At 42.5% G+C, this 16,932-nt stretch carries 18 protein-coding genes; 4 read left to right on the forward strand and 14 right to left on the reverse strand.

All coding sequences use genetic code 11. From position 1 onward, the window contains the following. Positions 1–52 precede the first annotated feature (52 nt). Together ACH9UM_RS08355 and ACH9UM_RS08360 are read left to right on the forward strand one after the other, a co-directional pair. The gene (locus ACH9UM_RS08355; protein ID WP_004845207.1) at positions 53–415 is read left to right on the forward strand and encodes a VOC family protein; all 363 of its coding nucleotides are present in this window, start codon (positions 53–55) and stop codon (positions 413–415) included. A 111-nt stretch (positions 416–526) separates the two neighbouring features. Beyond that, on the forward strand, positions 527–850 hold the full coding sequence (locus tag ACH9UM_RS08360) for a hypothetical protein (protein WP_004845206.1): 324 nt from the start codon (positions 527–529) through the stop codon (positions 848–850). 111 nt (positions 851–961) lie between these two features. On the opposite strand, the gene ACH9UM_RS08365 is transcribed toward ACH9UM_RS08360, so the two are convergent. Further along, a complete protein-coding gene (locus tag ACH9UM_RS08365) occupies positions 962–1,189 on the reverse strand; it encodes a DUF3221 domain-containing protein (RefSeq protein ID WP_227069554.1) in 228 nt (75 codons plus the stop codon). A gap of 242 nt (positions 1,190–1,431) precedes the next feature. Further along, a complete protein-coding gene (locus ACH9UM_RS08370) occupies positions 1,432–2,718 on the reverse strand; it encodes an aminotransferase class I/II-fold pyridoxal phosphate-dependent enzyme (RefSeq protein ID WP_009243364.1) in 1,287 nt (428 codons plus the stop codon). Positions 2,719–3,054: 336 nt separating this feature from the next. Here ACH9UM_RS08370 and ACH9UM_RS08375 point away from each other — a divergent pair, with 336 nt between their 5' ends. Beyond that, complete coding sequence (locus tag ACH9UM_RS08375) at positions 3,055–3,327, forward strand: autorepressor SdpR family transcription factor (RefSeq protein ID WP_009243365.1); 273 nt, start codon at positions 3,055–3,057, stop codon at positions 3,325–3,327. After that, positions 3,324–3,974 (forward strand): SdpI family protein, encoded by a 651-nt coding sequence (locus ACH9UM_RS08380; protein ID WP_004845199.1) that lies wholly within the window; start codon positions 3,324–3,326, stop codon positions 3,972–3,974. The genes ACH9UM_RS08375 and ACH9UM_RS08380 overlap by 4 nt, the downstream gene beginning before the upstream one ends. A gap of 169 nt (positions 3,975–4,143) precedes the next feature. Here ACH9UM_RS08380 and ACH9UM_RS08385 read toward each other — a convergent pair whose 3' ends face one another. From ACH9UM_RS08385 to secG, 12 genes are all read right to left on the reverse strand, one after another. Beyond that, positions 4,144–5,046 carry a dihydroorotate dehydrogenase gene (locus ACH9UM_RS08385; protein ID WP_004845198.1) on the reverse strand — a complete coding sequence of 301 codons (903 nt, stop codon included), beginning with the start codon at positions 5,044–5,046 and terminating at the stop codon, positions 4,144–4,146. Further along, the gene (locus ACH9UM_RS08390) at positions 5,046–5,828 is read right to left on the reverse strand and encodes a dihydroorotate dehydrogenase electron transfer subunit (protein ID WP_009243366.1); all 783 of its coding nucleotides are present in this window, start codon (positions 5,826–5,828) and stop codon (positions 5,046–5,048) included. The genes ACH9UM_RS08385 and ACH9UM_RS08390 overlap by 1 nt, the downstream gene beginning before the upstream one ends. Before the next feature lie 88 nt (positions 5,829–5,916). After that, on the reverse strand, positions 5,917–6,846 hold the full coding sequence (pyrF, locus tag ACH9UM_RS08395) for an orotidine-5'-phosphate decarboxylase (RefSeq protein ID WP_004845196.1): 930 nt from the start codon (positions 6,844–6,846) through the stop codon (positions 5,917–5,919). Positions 6,847–7,224: 378 nt separating this feature from the next. Continuing rightward, entirely contained in the window at positions 7,225–7,668 is a 444-nt protein-coding gene (locus ACH9UM_RS08400) for a DUF2752 domain-containing protein (protein WP_004845194.1), read from the reverse strand. Between the two features lie 22 nt (positions 7,669–7,690). Next, positions 7,691–8,431: a CD225/dispanin family protein gene (locus tag ACH9UM_RS08405; protein ID WP_009243367.1), complete on the reverse strand. Its 741-nt coding sequence runs from the start codon at positions 8,429–8,431 to the stop codon at positions 7,691–7,693. Between the two features lie 111 nt (positions 8,432–8,542). Further along, entirely contained in the window at positions 8,543–9,163 is a 621-nt protein-coding gene (locus ACH9UM_RS08410) for an ECF transporter S component (RefSeq protein ID WP_004845192.1), read from the reverse strand. Positions 9,164–9,267: 104 nt separating this feature from the next. Next, positions 9,268–12,033 (reverse strand): translation factor GTPase family protein, encoded by a 2,766-nt coding sequence (locus ACH9UM_RS08415; protein ID WP_009319930.1) that lies wholly within the window; start codon positions 12,031–12,033, stop codon positions 9,268–9,270. Positions 12,034–12,134: 101 nt separating this feature from the next. Continuing rightward, positions 12,135–12,557, reverse strand: a complete 423-nt coding sequence (locus tag ACH9UM_RS08420; RefSeq protein ID WP_004845190.1) for a bacteriohemerythrin — start codon at positions 12,555–12,557, stop codon at positions 12,135–12,137. Between the two features lie 4 nt (positions 12,558–12,561). Continuing rightward, the gene (gene nudC, locus ACH9UM_RS08425; RefSeq protein WP_004845189.1) at positions 12,562–13,422 is read right to left on the reverse strand and encodes an NAD(+) diphosphatase; all 861 of its coding nucleotides are present in this window, start codon (positions 13,420–13,422) and stop codon (positions 12,562–12,564) included. Between the two features lie 50 nt (positions 13,423–13,472). Beyond that, positions 13,473–13,937, reverse strand: a complete 465-nt coding sequence (gene smpB / locus ACH9UM_RS08430; protein WP_009243370.1) for an SsrA-binding protein SmpB — start codon at positions 13,935–13,937, stop codon at positions 13,473–13,475. A 101-nt stretch (positions 13,938–14,038) separates the two neighbouring features. After that, a complete protein-coding gene (gene rnr, locus ACH9UM_RS08435; protein ID WP_004845187.1) occupies positions 14,039–16,246 on the reverse strand; it encodes a ribonuclease R in 2,208 nt (735 codons plus the stop codon). Positions 16,247–16,431: 185 nt separating this feature from the next. After that, positions 16,432–16,674 carry a preprotein translocase subunit SecG gene (secG, locus tag ACH9UM_RS08440; RefSeq protein WP_004845185.1) on the reverse strand — a complete coding sequence of 81 codons (243 nt, stop codon included), beginning with the start codon at positions 16,672–16,674 and terminating at the stop codon, positions 16,432–16,434. Positions 16,675–16,932 lie beyond the last annotated feature (258 nt).

Here is a 16,932-nt window from a genome sequence, read left to right on the forward strand (position 1 = left end):
TTAACAGGAAAACTGCCGGAGATGATCAGGCAAAATATAATGAGGCAGAAACATGAAATTAAAAAACATTTTACTTGTTGTAAAAGATATCGAAAAATCAAAACAATTTTATCATGATTTATTTGGTTTAGACATGATACTTGACAATGACGGAAATATCATTTTAACGGAAGGTCTTGTCCTTCAAGATGAAAAGATATGGAGAGACTTTTTGAAAAAAGAGATCTTTCCGAAAAGCAATTCTTGCGAACTGTATTTTGAAGAGAAAAATATAGAAAAATTTATCGAAAAGCTGGAAAAATTATACCCGTCAATCCAATATGTCAATCGGCTCATGACACATAGCTGGGGACAAAAGGTAATCCGTTTTTATGATTTGGACGGTAATTTGATCGAAGTAGGAACTCCTGTCTAACAGCACAGAGTCTTTTTTCAGAAAAGATGATATACCGTTTTCAAAAAACAGTCTGTAACGCATGAAAAAATCCTACTCTCAAATTTTGTCGTAGTAGAAAGGAGCTGTCATATGAAAAAATTTATGAAAGAAATAACATTATTTATAATTCAATTATTGATTTTTTATCTGTTTCCTTTATTTGCAAAACAGATTGACGCAATAGGCATGGTTCTCTTCCTTATCACTGCGACATTTGTATTATCTGCTCTAATGGGAATCATCTCAACTAACAAGATCAAATATTTCTATCCGCTTATAACAGCAATACTTTTTATTCCTTCCGTGTTCATTTATTATAACGAAAGCGCTCTTATTCATTCTGTCTGGTATTTTGTCGTTTCCGTTGTCGGAACAGCGATCGGAACGGTCATAACCAAATTATTTGCAAAATAATCATGAAACCACAGCATGATAGATGCAAATAGGGAGACACATTAATAAAAAATATCTGCTTCTATTCACCTGAATAAGCTATGAAAAAAGGATATATTCTTTTTCCATAGCTTATTCTTTTCGTTTAACGGACTTTGCATCTATCACTGCCGGATTTGACTCATATATTATACCGTCATATTTAACAATAACTTGATCCCCCACAAGAAAGTCATCGTTTCTGTTTTCCTTGCCTTTTTCAAACCTTATCACAAAATATTTCCCGTGAGAATCCACAAAATCTTTTTCTGTAGCTTCTATTTTAATCTGATTCTTATTTTCGATTACTACACCTGTCATCGAATGCCTGTTAAAACATACATTCCACAATAAAATACTCAAAAAAGCAAAAATCACAACTGCCAAAAATATTTTTATTCTTTTAAAAGAATGACTGCCTGTCATGCGATACACCTTCCTCTCTTTTCGCAAATAACAAAAATGGGAGACGCACTTTTTTCATATTCAACTGTCTGCTCAACAGAAAAATATCTTTTTTGTGCAATCTCCCATTTTATTTACTGTATTTAAAATCGTCTGTTTTATAAATTTCCGAGCAATTTATCTATACTTACAAGTTTCACACTCAGTACAAAAATTTCCGCCGCAACGGACAATTCTTCCGGAGTCGGATAAGACGGCGCAATACGGATATTACTGTCATGAGGATCTTTTCCATACGGGAATGTCGCCCCTGCTCCGGTCATTACAAGACCTGCCTCTTTCGCCTTTGCAACGATCGCCTTTGCGCAGCCTTCCATTGCATCAAAAGAGATAAAGTATCCGCCGTGAGGCGCGATCCATGATCCGATTTCCAGTCCTCCCAATTCTCTTTCCAGAACATCCAGAACCGCCTCAAACTTCGGCCGGAGAATATCGGCATGTTTCTTCATATGCTCTACGATTCCGTGAATATTTTTGAAAAATCTCACATGACGCAACTGATTTACTTTATCATGTCCGATCGTCTGAACTTTCATCATATTACGAACGTCTTTTAAGTTTGCTTCCGACGCCGCCAAAGCCGCGATGCCTGATCCCGGGAAGCTGATCTTGGAAGTTGAAGAGAACTTATAAACCATATCAGGATTTCCCGCTTTTTTACATTCCATCAAAATCTCAAGAAGATAGTCCTGCTTATCTTCATACAGATGATGTACGCAATATGCATTATCCCAAAAAATACGGAAATCTTTTGCAGCCGGTTTCAGATTAGCAAAACGATATACTGTATCATCAGAATATGTGATTCCCTGCGGATTAGAATACTTCGGCACACACCAGATTCCTTTGACCGACTCATCTTCACTGACAAGTTTTTCCACAAGATCCATATCCGGACCTGTAGGAGTCATCGGTATATTGACCATCTCAATTCCGAAAAATTCCGTAATCGCAAAATGTCTGTCATACCCCGGAACCGGACATAAAAATTTCACTTTATCTAATTTACACCACGGTGTATTGCCCATAATTCCATGAGTCATGGCACGGGAAACCGTATCATACATTACATTCAGACTTGAGTTTCCGAAGATGATCACATTATCTTTCGGCACTTCCATCATATCTGCGAGAAGCTGTTTTGCCTCATCAATACCGTCAAGGTTTCCGTAATTTCGGCAGTCTACTCCGTCTTCGCAAATGAGATTCGCATCCCCTGCAAGCACTTTCATCATATCCATTGATAAGTTCAACTGATCTGCAGCCGGCTTTCCTCTGGACATATCCAGCTTTAATCCCTTTTCTTTTACTTCTTCAAAGCGCGCTTCTAATTCGCTTTTTAATTCCAACAGCTCTTCTTTACTTAAATCTTTATACGCAGTCATTACAGGACTCCTCCGTTTTATTTTTTCATCACTGTATCGTATTGTATACATTTTTTGATATTTCGTCAATGCTTTCCGTCATTTTTTTAATTACGAAAACACTTTTTGGAGGAATTTTATAATAATTTTGAAATTTTGAAAGGCTTTTCATTCATGGTTTGATCTTTTCATATCATTTTTCTTTCTACAAACATCAGAAAGCGGCTATGGGATTTCACAGAAAACATTTTGAGAATTTAGATTTTTTTCTAAATAGATATTGACTTTTTATTTCCGCAGTGCTCTAATATATTTAGAAATATTTCTAAATACTATTTAAAGTAAGGGGGAATGTTTTTGAGCTTTGCCGAAACGTTTAAAGCATTATCCGATCCGGTAAGACGGGAAATTCTGGAACTTCTGAAAAAGGGCAGAATGTCTGCCGGAGAGATCGCAAGTCATTTTGATATGACGCAGGCGACTGTCTCCTATCATCTGAAGATTTTGAAAAAAGCAGATCTTATCAGGGAAACACGGGAGAAAAATTTTATTTTCTATGAGCTGAGCCTTACCGTATTAGAGGAGATTATGGTATGGATCTCAGACTTGAAAGGAGAAAAAGAGACATGAAAAAATATAAAACCACAATCATTATTACAACTTTGATCACATTACTTCCTATTGTGATCGGACTATTTCTTTGGAACAAACTTCCCGATACACTGGCAACACATTGGGGAAGCGACGGAACCGCAAACGGATGGTCCAGCAAAACATTTTCTGTCTTCGGAATGCCGCTCATCCTGACTGCGATCCACGTTTTGTGCCTTTTTGTCACTTTGAATGACCCGAAGAAAAAGAATATCCACAAGAAGCCTATGGCGCTTATTTTCTGGCTCGTTCCTGTGATTTCTCTTTTGGCTAACTGTTCGACTTATCTGATCGCTTTAGGAGTAGATTTCAGCATTGAAATCTTCATATCCGCTCTGATCGGTGTCTTTTTCATCGTTCTCGGAAACTATATGCCGAAACTTCAACAAAACTATACGATAGGCATCAAACTTCCGTGGACATTAAACAGCGAGGAAAACTGGAATCGAACCCATCGGCTCGGAGGCAAACTTTATATTGTTATGGGAATTGCCATGATTTTAATGTCGTTTATAGACAGCTTACTCGGAAGCGAAGCCGCCGCATGGATCATCCTGTCCGTGATCACTATAGGCGCTATAATTCCTGCCGCTTATTCTTTCTATTTGTATAAAAAAGGCATTTAAATGAATCTTCTATTATAAAAATAACGTCTGTCAGAATTTTTGATCCTGACGGACGTTATTTTTGTCCTCTTATACTCGTTTTCTTATGCTCGTTTTCTTATATTCGTTTTCTTATATTCGTTTTCTTATATTCGTTTTCTTATTCTCTTTTCTTATGTTTGCTTTTCATCTACTTTACAATTCCGACCATATCCGCAACACTTTCAAATCCATGTTGTTTCATATATGATTCAATCCCGTCTACGATCTTCATTGTCACTGCAGGATCAAAAAAGTTTGCTGTTCCTACCGATACGGCGCTTGCCCCCGCAAGAATCATTTCGATCGCATCTTCCGCAGATGCAATTCCGCCCATTCCGATTACGGGAACACTGACGACATTTGCCGCCTCATATACCATGCGCACAGCAATCGGATGAATCGCCGGTCCTGACACTCCGCCTGTTTTGTTTGCCAAAACAAACGCTTTTTTATTCACATCAATCTTCATCCCCGTTAAAGTATTGATCAAAGATACGGCGTCTGCGCCGCCTGCTTCCACCGCTTTCGCCATCTCGGAAATACTTGTAACATTCGGACTTAATTTCATGATGATCGGCTGTTTTGCATATTTTTTTACTGCCTTTGTAATCTCTTCCGCAGCGTTCGGATTCTGACCGAAGGCAATCCCGCCTTCTTTCACATTCGGACAGGAAATATTAATCTCCAGCATATCGACGTCTTCATTCGCCAGACGTTCTACGACTTCACAATAATCTTCTGTGGATCTTCCACATACATTTACAATGATCTTCGTGTCGTATTTTCTCAAAAACGGAATATCCCTCTCGCAAAACACATCGATTCCCGGGTTCTGCAAGCCGACTGCGTTCATCATTCCTCCGTAAGTTTCCGCTACTCTCGGCGTCGGATTTCCTGTCCACGGAACATTAGCAACGCCCTTTGTCGTCACAGCTCCGAGTCGGTTCAGATCGACAAAATCAGTAAACTCTGCTCCTGATCCGAACGTGCCGGAAGCAACTGTAACCGGGTTATTCCATTCCACTCCTGCGATCGTCACTTTTGTATTCATCAGATTTCCACCTCCGTTGACAAAAATACCGGACCGTCTTTACAGATTCTTTTGTTATGCACATTACTGTGATGATCTTTTTCTTTCGTCTTGCATACACATGCAAGACATGCTCCGATACCGCATGCCATGCGCTCTTCCAGCGAAATATAGCATTCGATCCCGTTTTCCTCCGCATAGTTTTTGATCGCGCGGAGCATCGGTGTCGGTCCACACGCATAGATAATATCTGCTTCCAATCCGTTTTCACGGATCGCATCCATTACATTGCCTTTCGTTCCCGCACTTCCGTCCTCTGTAGAAATATATACTTCCCCGTTTTGTTCAAACTCTGTTTTCAAAAACGTCTCGTCATTTCGGTATCCGACAATGATTTGCTTTTTCTCACAGCCGATCTGTTTTGCCAGTTCCAGAATCGGAGGCACTCCGATCCCTCCCCCTATGAGAAACGCCCGTTTTTCTAATGCTTTCTCCAGCGGGAATCCATTTCCCAACGGTCCGATCACAGGAATCGTATCGCCTTCTCCCATCTGTGAAAAAAGCTCTGTTCCTGTATTTTCTCCTGTAACACGGTATACAACGCGCAGTGCGCCTTTCTCTTTGTCTATCTCGCAAATACTGATCGGGCGCGGAAGAAGTTTGCTTCCGTCGTTTGTATACATCGAGATAAACTGCCCCGGCTCTGCCGTTTCCGCCGCTTTCGTTCTGATCCACATACTGTATATGCCATGCGCGATTTCTTCCTGTGAAATGATCGCCGCATTTTCTTTTTCTTTCGTCATATGTGTCATATGCTCCTTTATTTCAAATTCTCTATTACAAATTATCAACTGCTTTTTCCGTCAGATCGTCTTTGTCCCTGCCGGATACTTATTTTGCAGATTCAAGCGCTCCGCTGATGTCCGCGATCATATCTTCTACAGCCGCTCTGGAAGCGTCTCCGAAATTCTCTGCTCCGAACTTTGCATATGCTTCCTGCTTATATGCCGCAATAATTCCTCTCGACGAGTTCACGATCGCTCCAAGTCCGTCCTCATTAAAGAAATGAACAAGATCTTTTCCGCGGCCGCCCTGCGCGCCGTACCCCGGAACGAGAATATATGATTTCGGCATGATCTTTCTGAGGACTTTTCCCATCTCCGGGTATGTCGCTCCGACAACGGCGCCGATATAACTGTATTCATCTCCCATACACTCTGCGCCCCACTGCGCAACTTTTTCGCCTACATGTTCATACAGCGGACGTCCGTCAATGATGCGGTCTTGGAATTCTCCGCTGGACGGATTCGATGTTTTCACAAGAATAAATAACCCTTTTTTCTGCTCCTTGCATACGTCCGCAAACGGATTCACTCCGTCAGATCCAAGATACGGATTCACTGTTGCAAAATCTTCGTCAAACGGAACATACTCTTTTGATCCGACTTTTACCTTTCCGAGATGTCCTACCGCATATGCGGCTGACGTAGAACCGATATCTCCTCTTTTAATATCTCCGATCACAACAAGATCTTTTGATTTACAGTAATCTACTGTTTTCTTAAATGCGGCGATTCCCGGAACACCGAACTGCTCGTACATAGCAATCTGAGGCTTCACAGCCGGTATCAGATCATATGTCTTATCTACGATTTCTTTATTAAACTGCCAGATTGCCTCTGCAGCCCCTTCCAAAGTTTCCCCATACTCTGCAAACGCTTTTTCCTGAACATGCTGAGGAATATAGCTAAGCATCGGATCAAGACCTACTACGATCGGCGCTTTTGTCTTTTTAATCTTTTCTACTAATTTGTTAATCATACAAGTACCCTCCGTTTTCCTGAAAATCTGCCTTGCTTTTGTGTAAAGCAGATGCCTCACACATTTTCAGAACTTTTTTATCTTTTATATTTTATCACAATATCCGACTGACTTCTATACCAAAATCTTGCCTGCCTCATCCCTGAAATGCCAAAAGGAAGATTCCGAGATTGCAAATGATCGCCAAGATTCCTGGCAGATCCGGACTTTATCCTGTCGCCGCCGTAAAAATATAAGCGGACACTCTCGGAAATTCCTTAAGTATCCGCTTATATATTTTTAATCATTTCTCATTTATCTTTCGTTCTTCCGCTTTATCCGGCTTACATAATAGCTTTTTTCGCCTCTTGTTTTCCGGCCTTCCTGTGAGCCGCAAATTTAAAACAGTTCAAACAGGCCGCCCGGCACGAGCAGATTAAACGGATATACCGGAATATTTCTTACGATTCCGAACAAAAGCACGAAAATCAATATTCCTGCGACAAATTTTACACTGATCTTCTGATCGATATGATCTCCGCCCGTAATCGCCCAATCGATTGCTCTTGCCGCCACATAAAGCGCTAATAGCGGGAGCAATACCGTCATAACCGGATTATAGCAAAACGCATCCAAAAACCGTCCATGCAAAAGAGAATAACTGGCGCGTCCCGCGCCGCATCCCGGACAGTAAAACCCTGTCAAAGAATAAAAAACACACGGCAGCGGATAGCTGTGCGGATTATGAAAATACAAGTAAACCGCTCCCGCCAGCGCCGCTATAGCGGCTCCTGCTACGATCAAGATCCGCAAACTTTTCTTTTTACGCAATAATTCTAACATGTATTTCCTCTGCTATAGCATCTTAGTAATAATAGTATCCGCCTACGCCGCCGATAAAAGCAAAGATGATATAGATGACTTCTACAATAAGACCTACGACTGCAGATGCAATGATCCAGATCTTCGCGGATTTTGCCGCATTTTTCGCTTCCTCATAATTGCCTGCCGCCATAGATGAATTGATCTTTGCCGCATATACGATACCTACGATACCGAACGGAAGACAACAGCACAACGTACAAATAATAGATAATACAAGGTACGGTACCCAGTTGATCGGCGTCTGCGGCGCCTGATTCTGATAAGGCATCTGGTTCTGGTAAGATGTCTGACCTTGATTTCCTCCATACTGCTGATCTGACGTCTGATCAGAATAAGTCTGACCTGTTCCGTAATAAGGATTGTTCTGTGCGGATGTATATGTCTCCTGTGCCGGAGCTTCCTGATATACGTGATCCGTTGAAGCAGCTTCCGGCTGAATCGGTTCTGTCGGAGCTTCTTCTGTCTGGGTCGGCTGTACCGGCTCTGTCAAAGCTTCTTCTGTCTGTGCCGCCTGTACCGGCTCTGTCGGAACTTCTTCTGTCTGCGCCGCCTGTACCGGCTCTGTCGGAACTTCTTCTGTCTGCGCCGCCTGTACCGGCTCCGTCACTGTTTCTTCTGCTCGAACCGGGTCTGTCGCTGACGTATCAGACTGCTGCGCTCCGCAATACGGACAAAACTTTGCGCCGTCAGGAATTTCTTGATAACACTTAATACAATTCATTTTCCTACCTCGCTCTCATAGTATTTGTATATTATTTCATTTCAATAATAATACCACTGTCAGAGCAAAAAAGTCACCAAAAAAATACATTTTTTTGCTTTTTTTACATTTTCATATACTCTTGGCTGTCACCGCTTCTTCCCTTTTCTGCCGAATGATCCCTGTTTTCAGAAGAACCGGGCGAAGCGCGTTATACAAAACGCCTGCGAGGATCACCGAAATCACTGCATTTACAAAAGTTGTAGCCGCACTCCACTTTGCAAGAACTTCCGCCATCTGCTGCGGCTGCCCCATAATATACTGTTTGTAGAAGTATCCTACAATCGGATCGGCAATGACGTTAAATCCAAGCCCTGCGACAGATGCGATCATGCTCCAGCGGAAAATGTATTTCTTATCTGTACTTTCATTGATCTTCGCAATTCTATGAGCCACAAGACCGACGATAAGTCCGATACATAATTTCAGTACAAACGTCTTCGGCGCTCCTGTAATATAGACCGGATCGAGAATATCTGCGAATCCCATTCCGATAGCTCCCGCAAGTCCGCCGTACCATCCGCCCAAGATCAGAGCCGCCAGTACGCAAAATGCATTTCCTACATGAAAAGACGTTGCGTCGCCCCCGGGAAGAACAATTTTAAACTGCAAAAATTGAAATGATACAAAACAAAGCGCAGCCATAAGAGCTGTCTGGGCAATCTTAACTACAGTTTCATTTTTTTTCGTCATATACTTACCTGCTTTCCTGAACTGTTACTTTTTTGTTCAACATTATTTAATACAGGTATATTAGCATCAGACTGGTCGTATTGAAACATCCAGTTATCCCATTTTTATACAGTCCACTTTTTCTTATGAGAACCAAGTCGGACTCGCTCCATCTCTTCGGCAATATCCTTTTCAAGATAATCAAACAAGTAATTCCGGATCAGCTCCTCCTGTTTCGGATAATCGTCTTTCATCTGTTCAATAACCGATTCGATCTCCTCTTTCAGTCCTGCCGCCGACATCCGATGCGCTCCCTGCCCCATAATGATCACCTGTTCAAGCGCATCCGATGTTGCCACGATAACATCATGCTCCTTTGCGATTCTTCGCACAGTCTTCTCTATATAATGATCCGCGGTTTCCGCCTCCCTCGTGTAAACGACATGAATATTATGATATTTCATGATCTCTCCCGGATTTCCTTCTACTTTATACGCGTCAAATACGAGGATCAGTTCACATTGTTTGTATCCCTGATAATTACACAAAATATCCGCAAGCTTCCCTCTTGCGGCGGCCAGATCGATTTTCGCCAATTCTTTCAGTGAATCCCACGCAAAAATAATATTATACCCATCTACAAGCAAATATTCTTTCCGGTCTGCTTTCTTTTTTTTCGTTTTTGTATAATCACCGGAAATGTCAAAAGGTACATTTCGGGATTGTAAGCGGTCGCCGTTGCAAAAAGCTGCCGCCTTTCCTGCCGTCACAGTAACAGGCGCGCTCCTTTTCGTTTTCTTCACCGGATCGGGCGTTCTGACATAGATTGCATCCAGCTCTTCCTGTGTCAGCTCGATCGTTCTTCTCTGTGGACGAAATGCTGCAGACATCTGTGTATCTTCTTCCGATTTTTCTGCCGCCTCGCCTTCTACATGCATATGGGCGTCCGCCTCATACCACGGAACGATCGTTCCCGCCCCATGAGAGCAAAATACCGAATCTGCAGTATTTTCTACATCTGCATCCGCATCGTATCCGATCTGCCCGATCACTTCTTCTGTATTATGACATTCGCCGTATCCTTTCAAAGAACAAAACAATCTTCCGTAACCGCCTGTGTACGCCGTAAATTCTTTTTGATATCCATTCATCTCGGCGGCAGGAACACTTCCTTTAAGCACCGCCATCCCATTTTCCGTCTCAGGTCCTTCAAACTCTCCGCTCATCCGTTTTATATCCGTCATTGCTTTTCCGACATTTTCCAACGGCAGTTCCATACGAAATTCGTAGTACGGTTCAAGAAGAACACTTTCCGCCTTCCGAAGTCCCTGACGTACCGCACGATATGTCGCCTGCCTGAAATCACCGCCTTCTGTATGCTTTTTATGCGCCTTTCCCGACAGAAGCGTAATTCGGACATCTGTAAGAGCAGAACCTGTCAGTACTCCTTTATGTTCCCGCTCTTCCAAATGCGTAAGTATCAGCCTCTGGTAATTACGATCCAAAACATCCTCCGAACAATCTGCCGCAAACTGCATCCCCGATCCGCGCTCTCCCGGCTCTAATCTCAAATGCACTTCCGCATAATGTCGAAGAGGTTCAAAATGACCTGCCCCTTCCACACTGTTTTTGATCGTCTCCTTGTATACAATGCGTCCTTCTCCGAAATGAATGAGAACTCCGAACCGGTCTTTCACCATCTTCTGCAGAACTTCCGTCTGCACTTCTCCCATAAGACGGATGTGGATCTCTGATGTTTCCTCGTTTCTGATCACATGAAGCTGCGGATCTTCTTCTTCAAGACATCGCAGATTCTGAAACATTTTATGAGCGTCACACCCATCCGGAAGTTCGATCCGATATGTCATGACAGGTTCTAATACAGGAAGCAAAGATTCTTTCTGCGCGCCGATCCCCTGTCCCGGATAAGTTCCTTCAAGTCCTGTCACCGCACATACTTCCCCTGCGGAAACTGTTTGAACGAGTTCGTATTTTTCTCCCGAATACTTTCGGATCTGATTGACCTTCCCTGTACATGATTGTTCTGCCGCAAAAGGAACATCTTTGACGCGCAGCTGTCCTCCTGTGACTTTCAGATAAGTCAGCCTGTTTCCCTGAGGATCACGGGCGATCTTATAGACTTTTGCCCCAAATTCAGGCAAAGGCTCTGCCGACGGCGCATATTCACATAATCCCGACATCAGCGCTTCGATTCCTTGCGCTTTCAAAGCAGAACCAAACCAACACGGAAATACTTTCCTTGCGGCAACCGCCTTTTTCACAGTCTCCTTTTCGATCTTCCCGCCGGATAAATATTCCTCAAGCATTGTCTCATCACACATCGCAAGACTTTCTTTGTTCTCCTCCGACTGCATGTCCATCTCCACACAGCCGTCTCCGAATCGGTTTTTTAATTCTTCCAGCAGTTTTTCTCTGTCTGCTTCTTGACGATCCATTTTATTCACAAAAATCATTGTCGGAATCTTATACTGTTTCAGCAGCCTCCAAAGCGTAACCGTATGCGCCTGTACCCCGTCCACAGCGCTGACAACAAGTACTGCGCAGTCAAGCACCTGCAGCACTCGTTCCATCTCAGCCGAAAAGTCCACATGCCCGGGAGTGTCAAGAATCGTAATACTCGTATCATTCCATATAAATTCCGCCTGTTTTGAAAAAATCGTGATCCCGCGTTCTCGTTCCGTTTCATAATTGTCAAGAAACGTATCCCCGTGATCGACGCGCCCCATATTCCGAATCTGTCCGCTTAAATAAAGCATTCCTTCCGACAATGTTGTCTTGCCCGCGTCCACATGGGCAACAAGACCGATACATATATGTTTTAATGGTTTTTTTACCGAATTTTTGTCTTTCTTTTCGGATGTATTTTCCATGAAAATACCCCTTTCCTGTGATTTTTATACAGAAATTATCATATCACAGAAAGGGGTATAAGTCGAATGTAAAACGTTTTCTACTTTTCCACTCTATTTTTCTACAGTCTTTCGCTGCTTTCATTCATAAATTTGTATTCTGCCACGGAACGGTCAAAACCTTTAATATGTCTGTACAGCCACTCGATAACATTTTTATTCACCTGCTCTACAAATGCCTCTGACGGTCCTTCTTCCTCTTCAAGCATATTGTAAAGATCTTTTACTACGGCACGCAGTTTGTCATGTTCTTTTTTATGTTCCGCTATTGCCGGATAATTGATCGATTCCTGAAGTTTTTCTTCCTCCCCGAAATGAAACTCTGTATAGTCTGCAAGATAATCAAGCGTTTTCACTGCCACTACTTTTTCTTTGCTCGTCTCACAACTATCAAGAAGCTTATTGATCTTGTCAATCAGTTCTTTGTGCTGTGTATCGATCATTTCATTTCCCGTTACCAAACTTTCATCAAATTCTGCTCTCATCGTTTCATTCTCCTTTTTCTTTTTTCACTGCCGTTCTTTCGTTTTTAAACTGCAGGATCATTTCATTTGTAAGACTATCCCGTGATGGCTCTACAGGAATGTCTTCCCTTTCAAACCATTCTGCCACCGCCAGTTCCTCTCTGTCAAGTGTGATTGCATCATTCCCGTCAAGATCGCAATAAAATCCCATAAGAAGCGTATCGCTAAACGCCCACGGCTGACTTTTATAATACCGGATGTTTTTCACTTTCAGCCCGACTTCTTCCATCACTTCCCGCGCCACAGTCTGTTCGACAGTCTCCCCGATCTCCGAAAATCCTGCTAAAAGCGCATATTTTTTATATGTACGTCCTGCATATTTGGACATCAAAATCCGGTTGTGATCCGTCACGCCGACAATAACGGCCGGGCATATCTTCGGAAATTCCGTATTTCCGCACGCTTCACAGACAAGCATCCGCTCCTTCTCCCCGTGCTTCAGCCGTTTTCCGCACCGTCCGCAATATTTCCGGTCTTTATACCAATTATAAAGCTGATATCCCGTAATTCCGGCAAATGCCCGGTCTTGCGGATCTGCCGTTCTGAAAATCTCTGTATTTTTCATTTGGAAGTCTAAAAGCATCGATCTGTCAATTTCATTTACGAGATAATAACGCTCATCATCTACCGAAAATAAATATATACACTCTTTGTAAATCTCCCTGTTCAAATGTTCCAAATCCGCAAAACTCGGAAAACTGATTCCCTTTTCAGACACTTTCATCAGCGCCGCGTGATCTTCATAATACAATGCAATACTGTCTTTATCAGGCGGAACCGGTTTGTACTGATTATCTAAGTGATGCGGTTCAATGTCTTGTATCATAGCAGTTCCTTTCCCATACGCCGCAGTTTTTCTTTCCTTTTGCAGCGACGCTATAAGTTTCTGATCTTAAATTCTCTCTGTGCTTCCCGTTTTTGATCTTTTTTAGCAATATCGTCCCGCTTATCATACAGTTTCTTTCCTTTTGCCACTCCGATCTCCATTTTCACAAGACTCCCCTTAAAATACACCTGCAGCGGAACAAGAGTAATTCCCTGTTCTTTCATCTTTCCGAACATCTTGTCTATCTCTTTTTTATGGAGAAGGAGCTTTCTCACCCTGAGCGGATCTTTATTAAATATGTTCCCTTTCTCATACGGAGAGATGTGCATCCCGTAAATATACATTTCTCCTGACTCCACCCTGATAAAAGCTTCTTTTATACTGCATTTTCCCATTCTCAGAGATTTTACCTCTGTACCGTGCAGAACAATTCCTGCTTCATATTTTTCAAGAATAAAATAGTCATGATACGCTTTCTTATTATTGGCGATCATCCTGACTTCTGACTTTGCCATAATCCACTCTTCTCCTGCCCTAAAATCTATCATGTCCAAATACTTTCACATACCCGAACACCTCTTTGTACGAATGCTTTACATACGCAAATATCTCTTTCTTACAGAATCCTGAAATTCACTGTCCTTTGAAGTTTATCCGCATCTGTGACGCAAATTCTCACCTTCTGTCCCGGCTTATAAGTCTTGCCTGTATGTTCTCCGACCAGTTCATAGCTTTGTTCATAAAACTCATAATGATCATCCCACATATCCGCCACATGTGCAAGTCCTTCCACCGTATTTTCCAATTCTACATAAGCGCCCCACTTTGTCACTCCCGAAATCACTCCGTCAAACTCTTCCCCGATATGATCTCTCATATACTCAGCCTTTTTCAGCTTCACAACTTCCCGCTCGGCTTCTTCGGCTCTTCTCTCCCTTTCACTGCACTGTGCCGCAACCTGCTGCAAAAGTTCAGAATAATGCTCCGCCCGGTTCTCATCAAATCTTCCTCTTAAGTTTTCTTTGATGATACGATGGATCTGAAGATCGGGATACCTTCGGATGGGCGATGTGAAATGAGTATAATATTTTGCCGCAAGTCCGAAATGTCCGGTATTCTCCGTCGTATACCTCGCCTGTTTCATCGACCTGAGCGTAAGTCTGCTGATCAGATCTTCCTCCGGTTTTCCCTCTACTTTCTCAAGCAGTTTCTGGATCTCTTTCGGCCGGATCTCATTTCCGACATGGATATGATAGCCGAAGCTGTTGACAAATGCCGAAAGCTGTCTGATCCGGTCCTCATCCGGCGCTTCATGCGTCCGGTAAAGAAACGGAATCTCCCTCCAGAAAAACTCTTCCGCCACTGTCTCATTTGCCATAAGCATAAAATCTTCGATAATCTCTGTCGCCGGATTTCTGTCATACGGCTTTACTTCGATCGGTTTTCCATCTTCATCCAAAACAATCTTCGTCTCCGGAAAGTCAAAATCGATAGCGCCCCGTTTTCCCCGTTTCTGTCTGATCAACTCCGATAATTCTTTCATCATCCATATCATCGGAACGAATCCTTCATACTCACGAAGCGCCTGCTCATCCTGCTCTAATACAGCGGAAACTTTGTTGTAACTCATCCTCTTGTCAACACAGATCACCGACTCTGTAATCTCATGGGAAATCATCTCCCCTTTCGGCGAGATCGTCATGATACAGGACAAAGCAAGACGCTCTTCCCCCGCATTGAGCGAACAGACCCCGTTTGACAAAATGTGCGGAAGCATCGGAATAACCCTGTCAGCCAAATAGACGCTTGTTCCGCGTTCCAACGCTTCTCTGTCGAGGGCGCTTTTTTCCTGAACATAATTCGTTACATCCGCTATGTGTACGCCGAGCACATAATTTTCTCCGTCCCGCTCTACCGATACGGCATCATCCAGATCTTTTGCATCTTCACTGTCGATCGTCACCATTTTCACATTCGTAAGGTCTTTTCTCCCGGCACGATCCGCCTCACTTACAGGCTTCCCGACTCTGACCGCCTGATTCAAAACTTTCTCGGGAAACTCTGTCTTAATGCCAAGATCCATTACGATTGACAAAATATCCGTGCCCGGATCGTTCACATGTCCGATGATCTGCGTAACTTTTCCTTCCGGTTTCATATGTTCCCCGCCGTAAGACGTCATTTCCACAACAACTTTATGACCTGTCACAGCGCCCATCTCACGCCCTGACGGAATATAAATATCGTTTACATACCGACAGTTATCCGGCCTGACAAACCCGAAACTTTTACATTTTTCATACAATCCGACAATATGCGTTACTCCGTGCGAAATAATTCCGACGATCTTTCCCTCCCGCCGCTTTCCTGCCGGAGCTGACGTTATAATATACTCTACTTCATCGCCTTGGAATGCATTCCCAAGACACTCTTCCGGAATAAAGATGTCATCTGTTCCATCTTCCGGCGTAACAAAACCGAAACCTCTTGCATTTGCCTGAAATATTCCTTTCAGACGCTCGGTATGACCGCATGTATATTTTCCCCTTTTTGAAATCGTGATCTTCCCTTCTTCCACAAGAGCATCGAGAACTTCCCGCAGTTCCTGTCTCTGTTCTCCCGGAATTTGAAGTACGACGGCAATCTCTTTGATCTTCATAGGTACGTACAGATCATCGTTGATAAAATCAAAAAGTACCTTTTTGCGTTTTTCAAATTGACGGCTTTCCTCTTTTGATTTTGAAGGATTTTTTCTGTCATTCACTTTGACGCGATCATCATGTATTCTTCTTTTTTTCTCTCTGTTACCGTGTGTTTTCCGCATTTTACCCTCCGCACTAAAATAATCGCCGAAAGTACCAAAAGGCACATTCCCGATTGTAAACAGCCGCCAGATTCTCAGACGTCTCCGAGCTCCGGCTCTTCGCCGTTACAAAGCAAAAGCACCCTATATTCGTATAGAGTGCTCATAATCATTATTATCTTCTGCTGTCTTTTTATACTATCCTTTTAGTTAAAGATATTGAGATTCAGTACAACTGCCAATACAATAAACAGAACCGCAATAACTCTTGTAGCCTTTACAAGCGCGCCTTCCATCGAACGTCCTTTATTATGTCCCCAATATGTATCTGCAGCTCCGCTGATCGTTCCAAGACCTGCGGATTTACCCTCCTGTAAAAGAATAATACAAGCTAATGCGATGCAATCTATAACAAAAATAATCGTCAATACTGTTTTTAAAATATCCATTTCTTCTACCTCCTGAAATAAACCAAAATTATTCTATCACAATTACAGCTTATTTGCAAGACATTTCATCCATTGTTTTCTCAAACCTTGTTTTCTCAAATATTCATTCATTGTGTCACAAAATATATTATGTTACAATCATCTTAAAATTATAATTTTTTCAGATGTAACAGAGGTGTTTCGATGGATTATGCGATTATATTGATGATTTTTAATTTTATCAAGAGTATTTCCGAGTTCTTAGCAAGTATTCTGATA

Origin of the sequence: Mediterraneibacter torques (genome assembly GCF_044591705.1) — a bacterium.
GTDB classification, from domain to species: domain Bacteria; phylum Bacillota; class Clostridia; order Lachnospirales; family Lachnospiraceae; genus Mediterraneibacter; species Mediterraneibacter torques.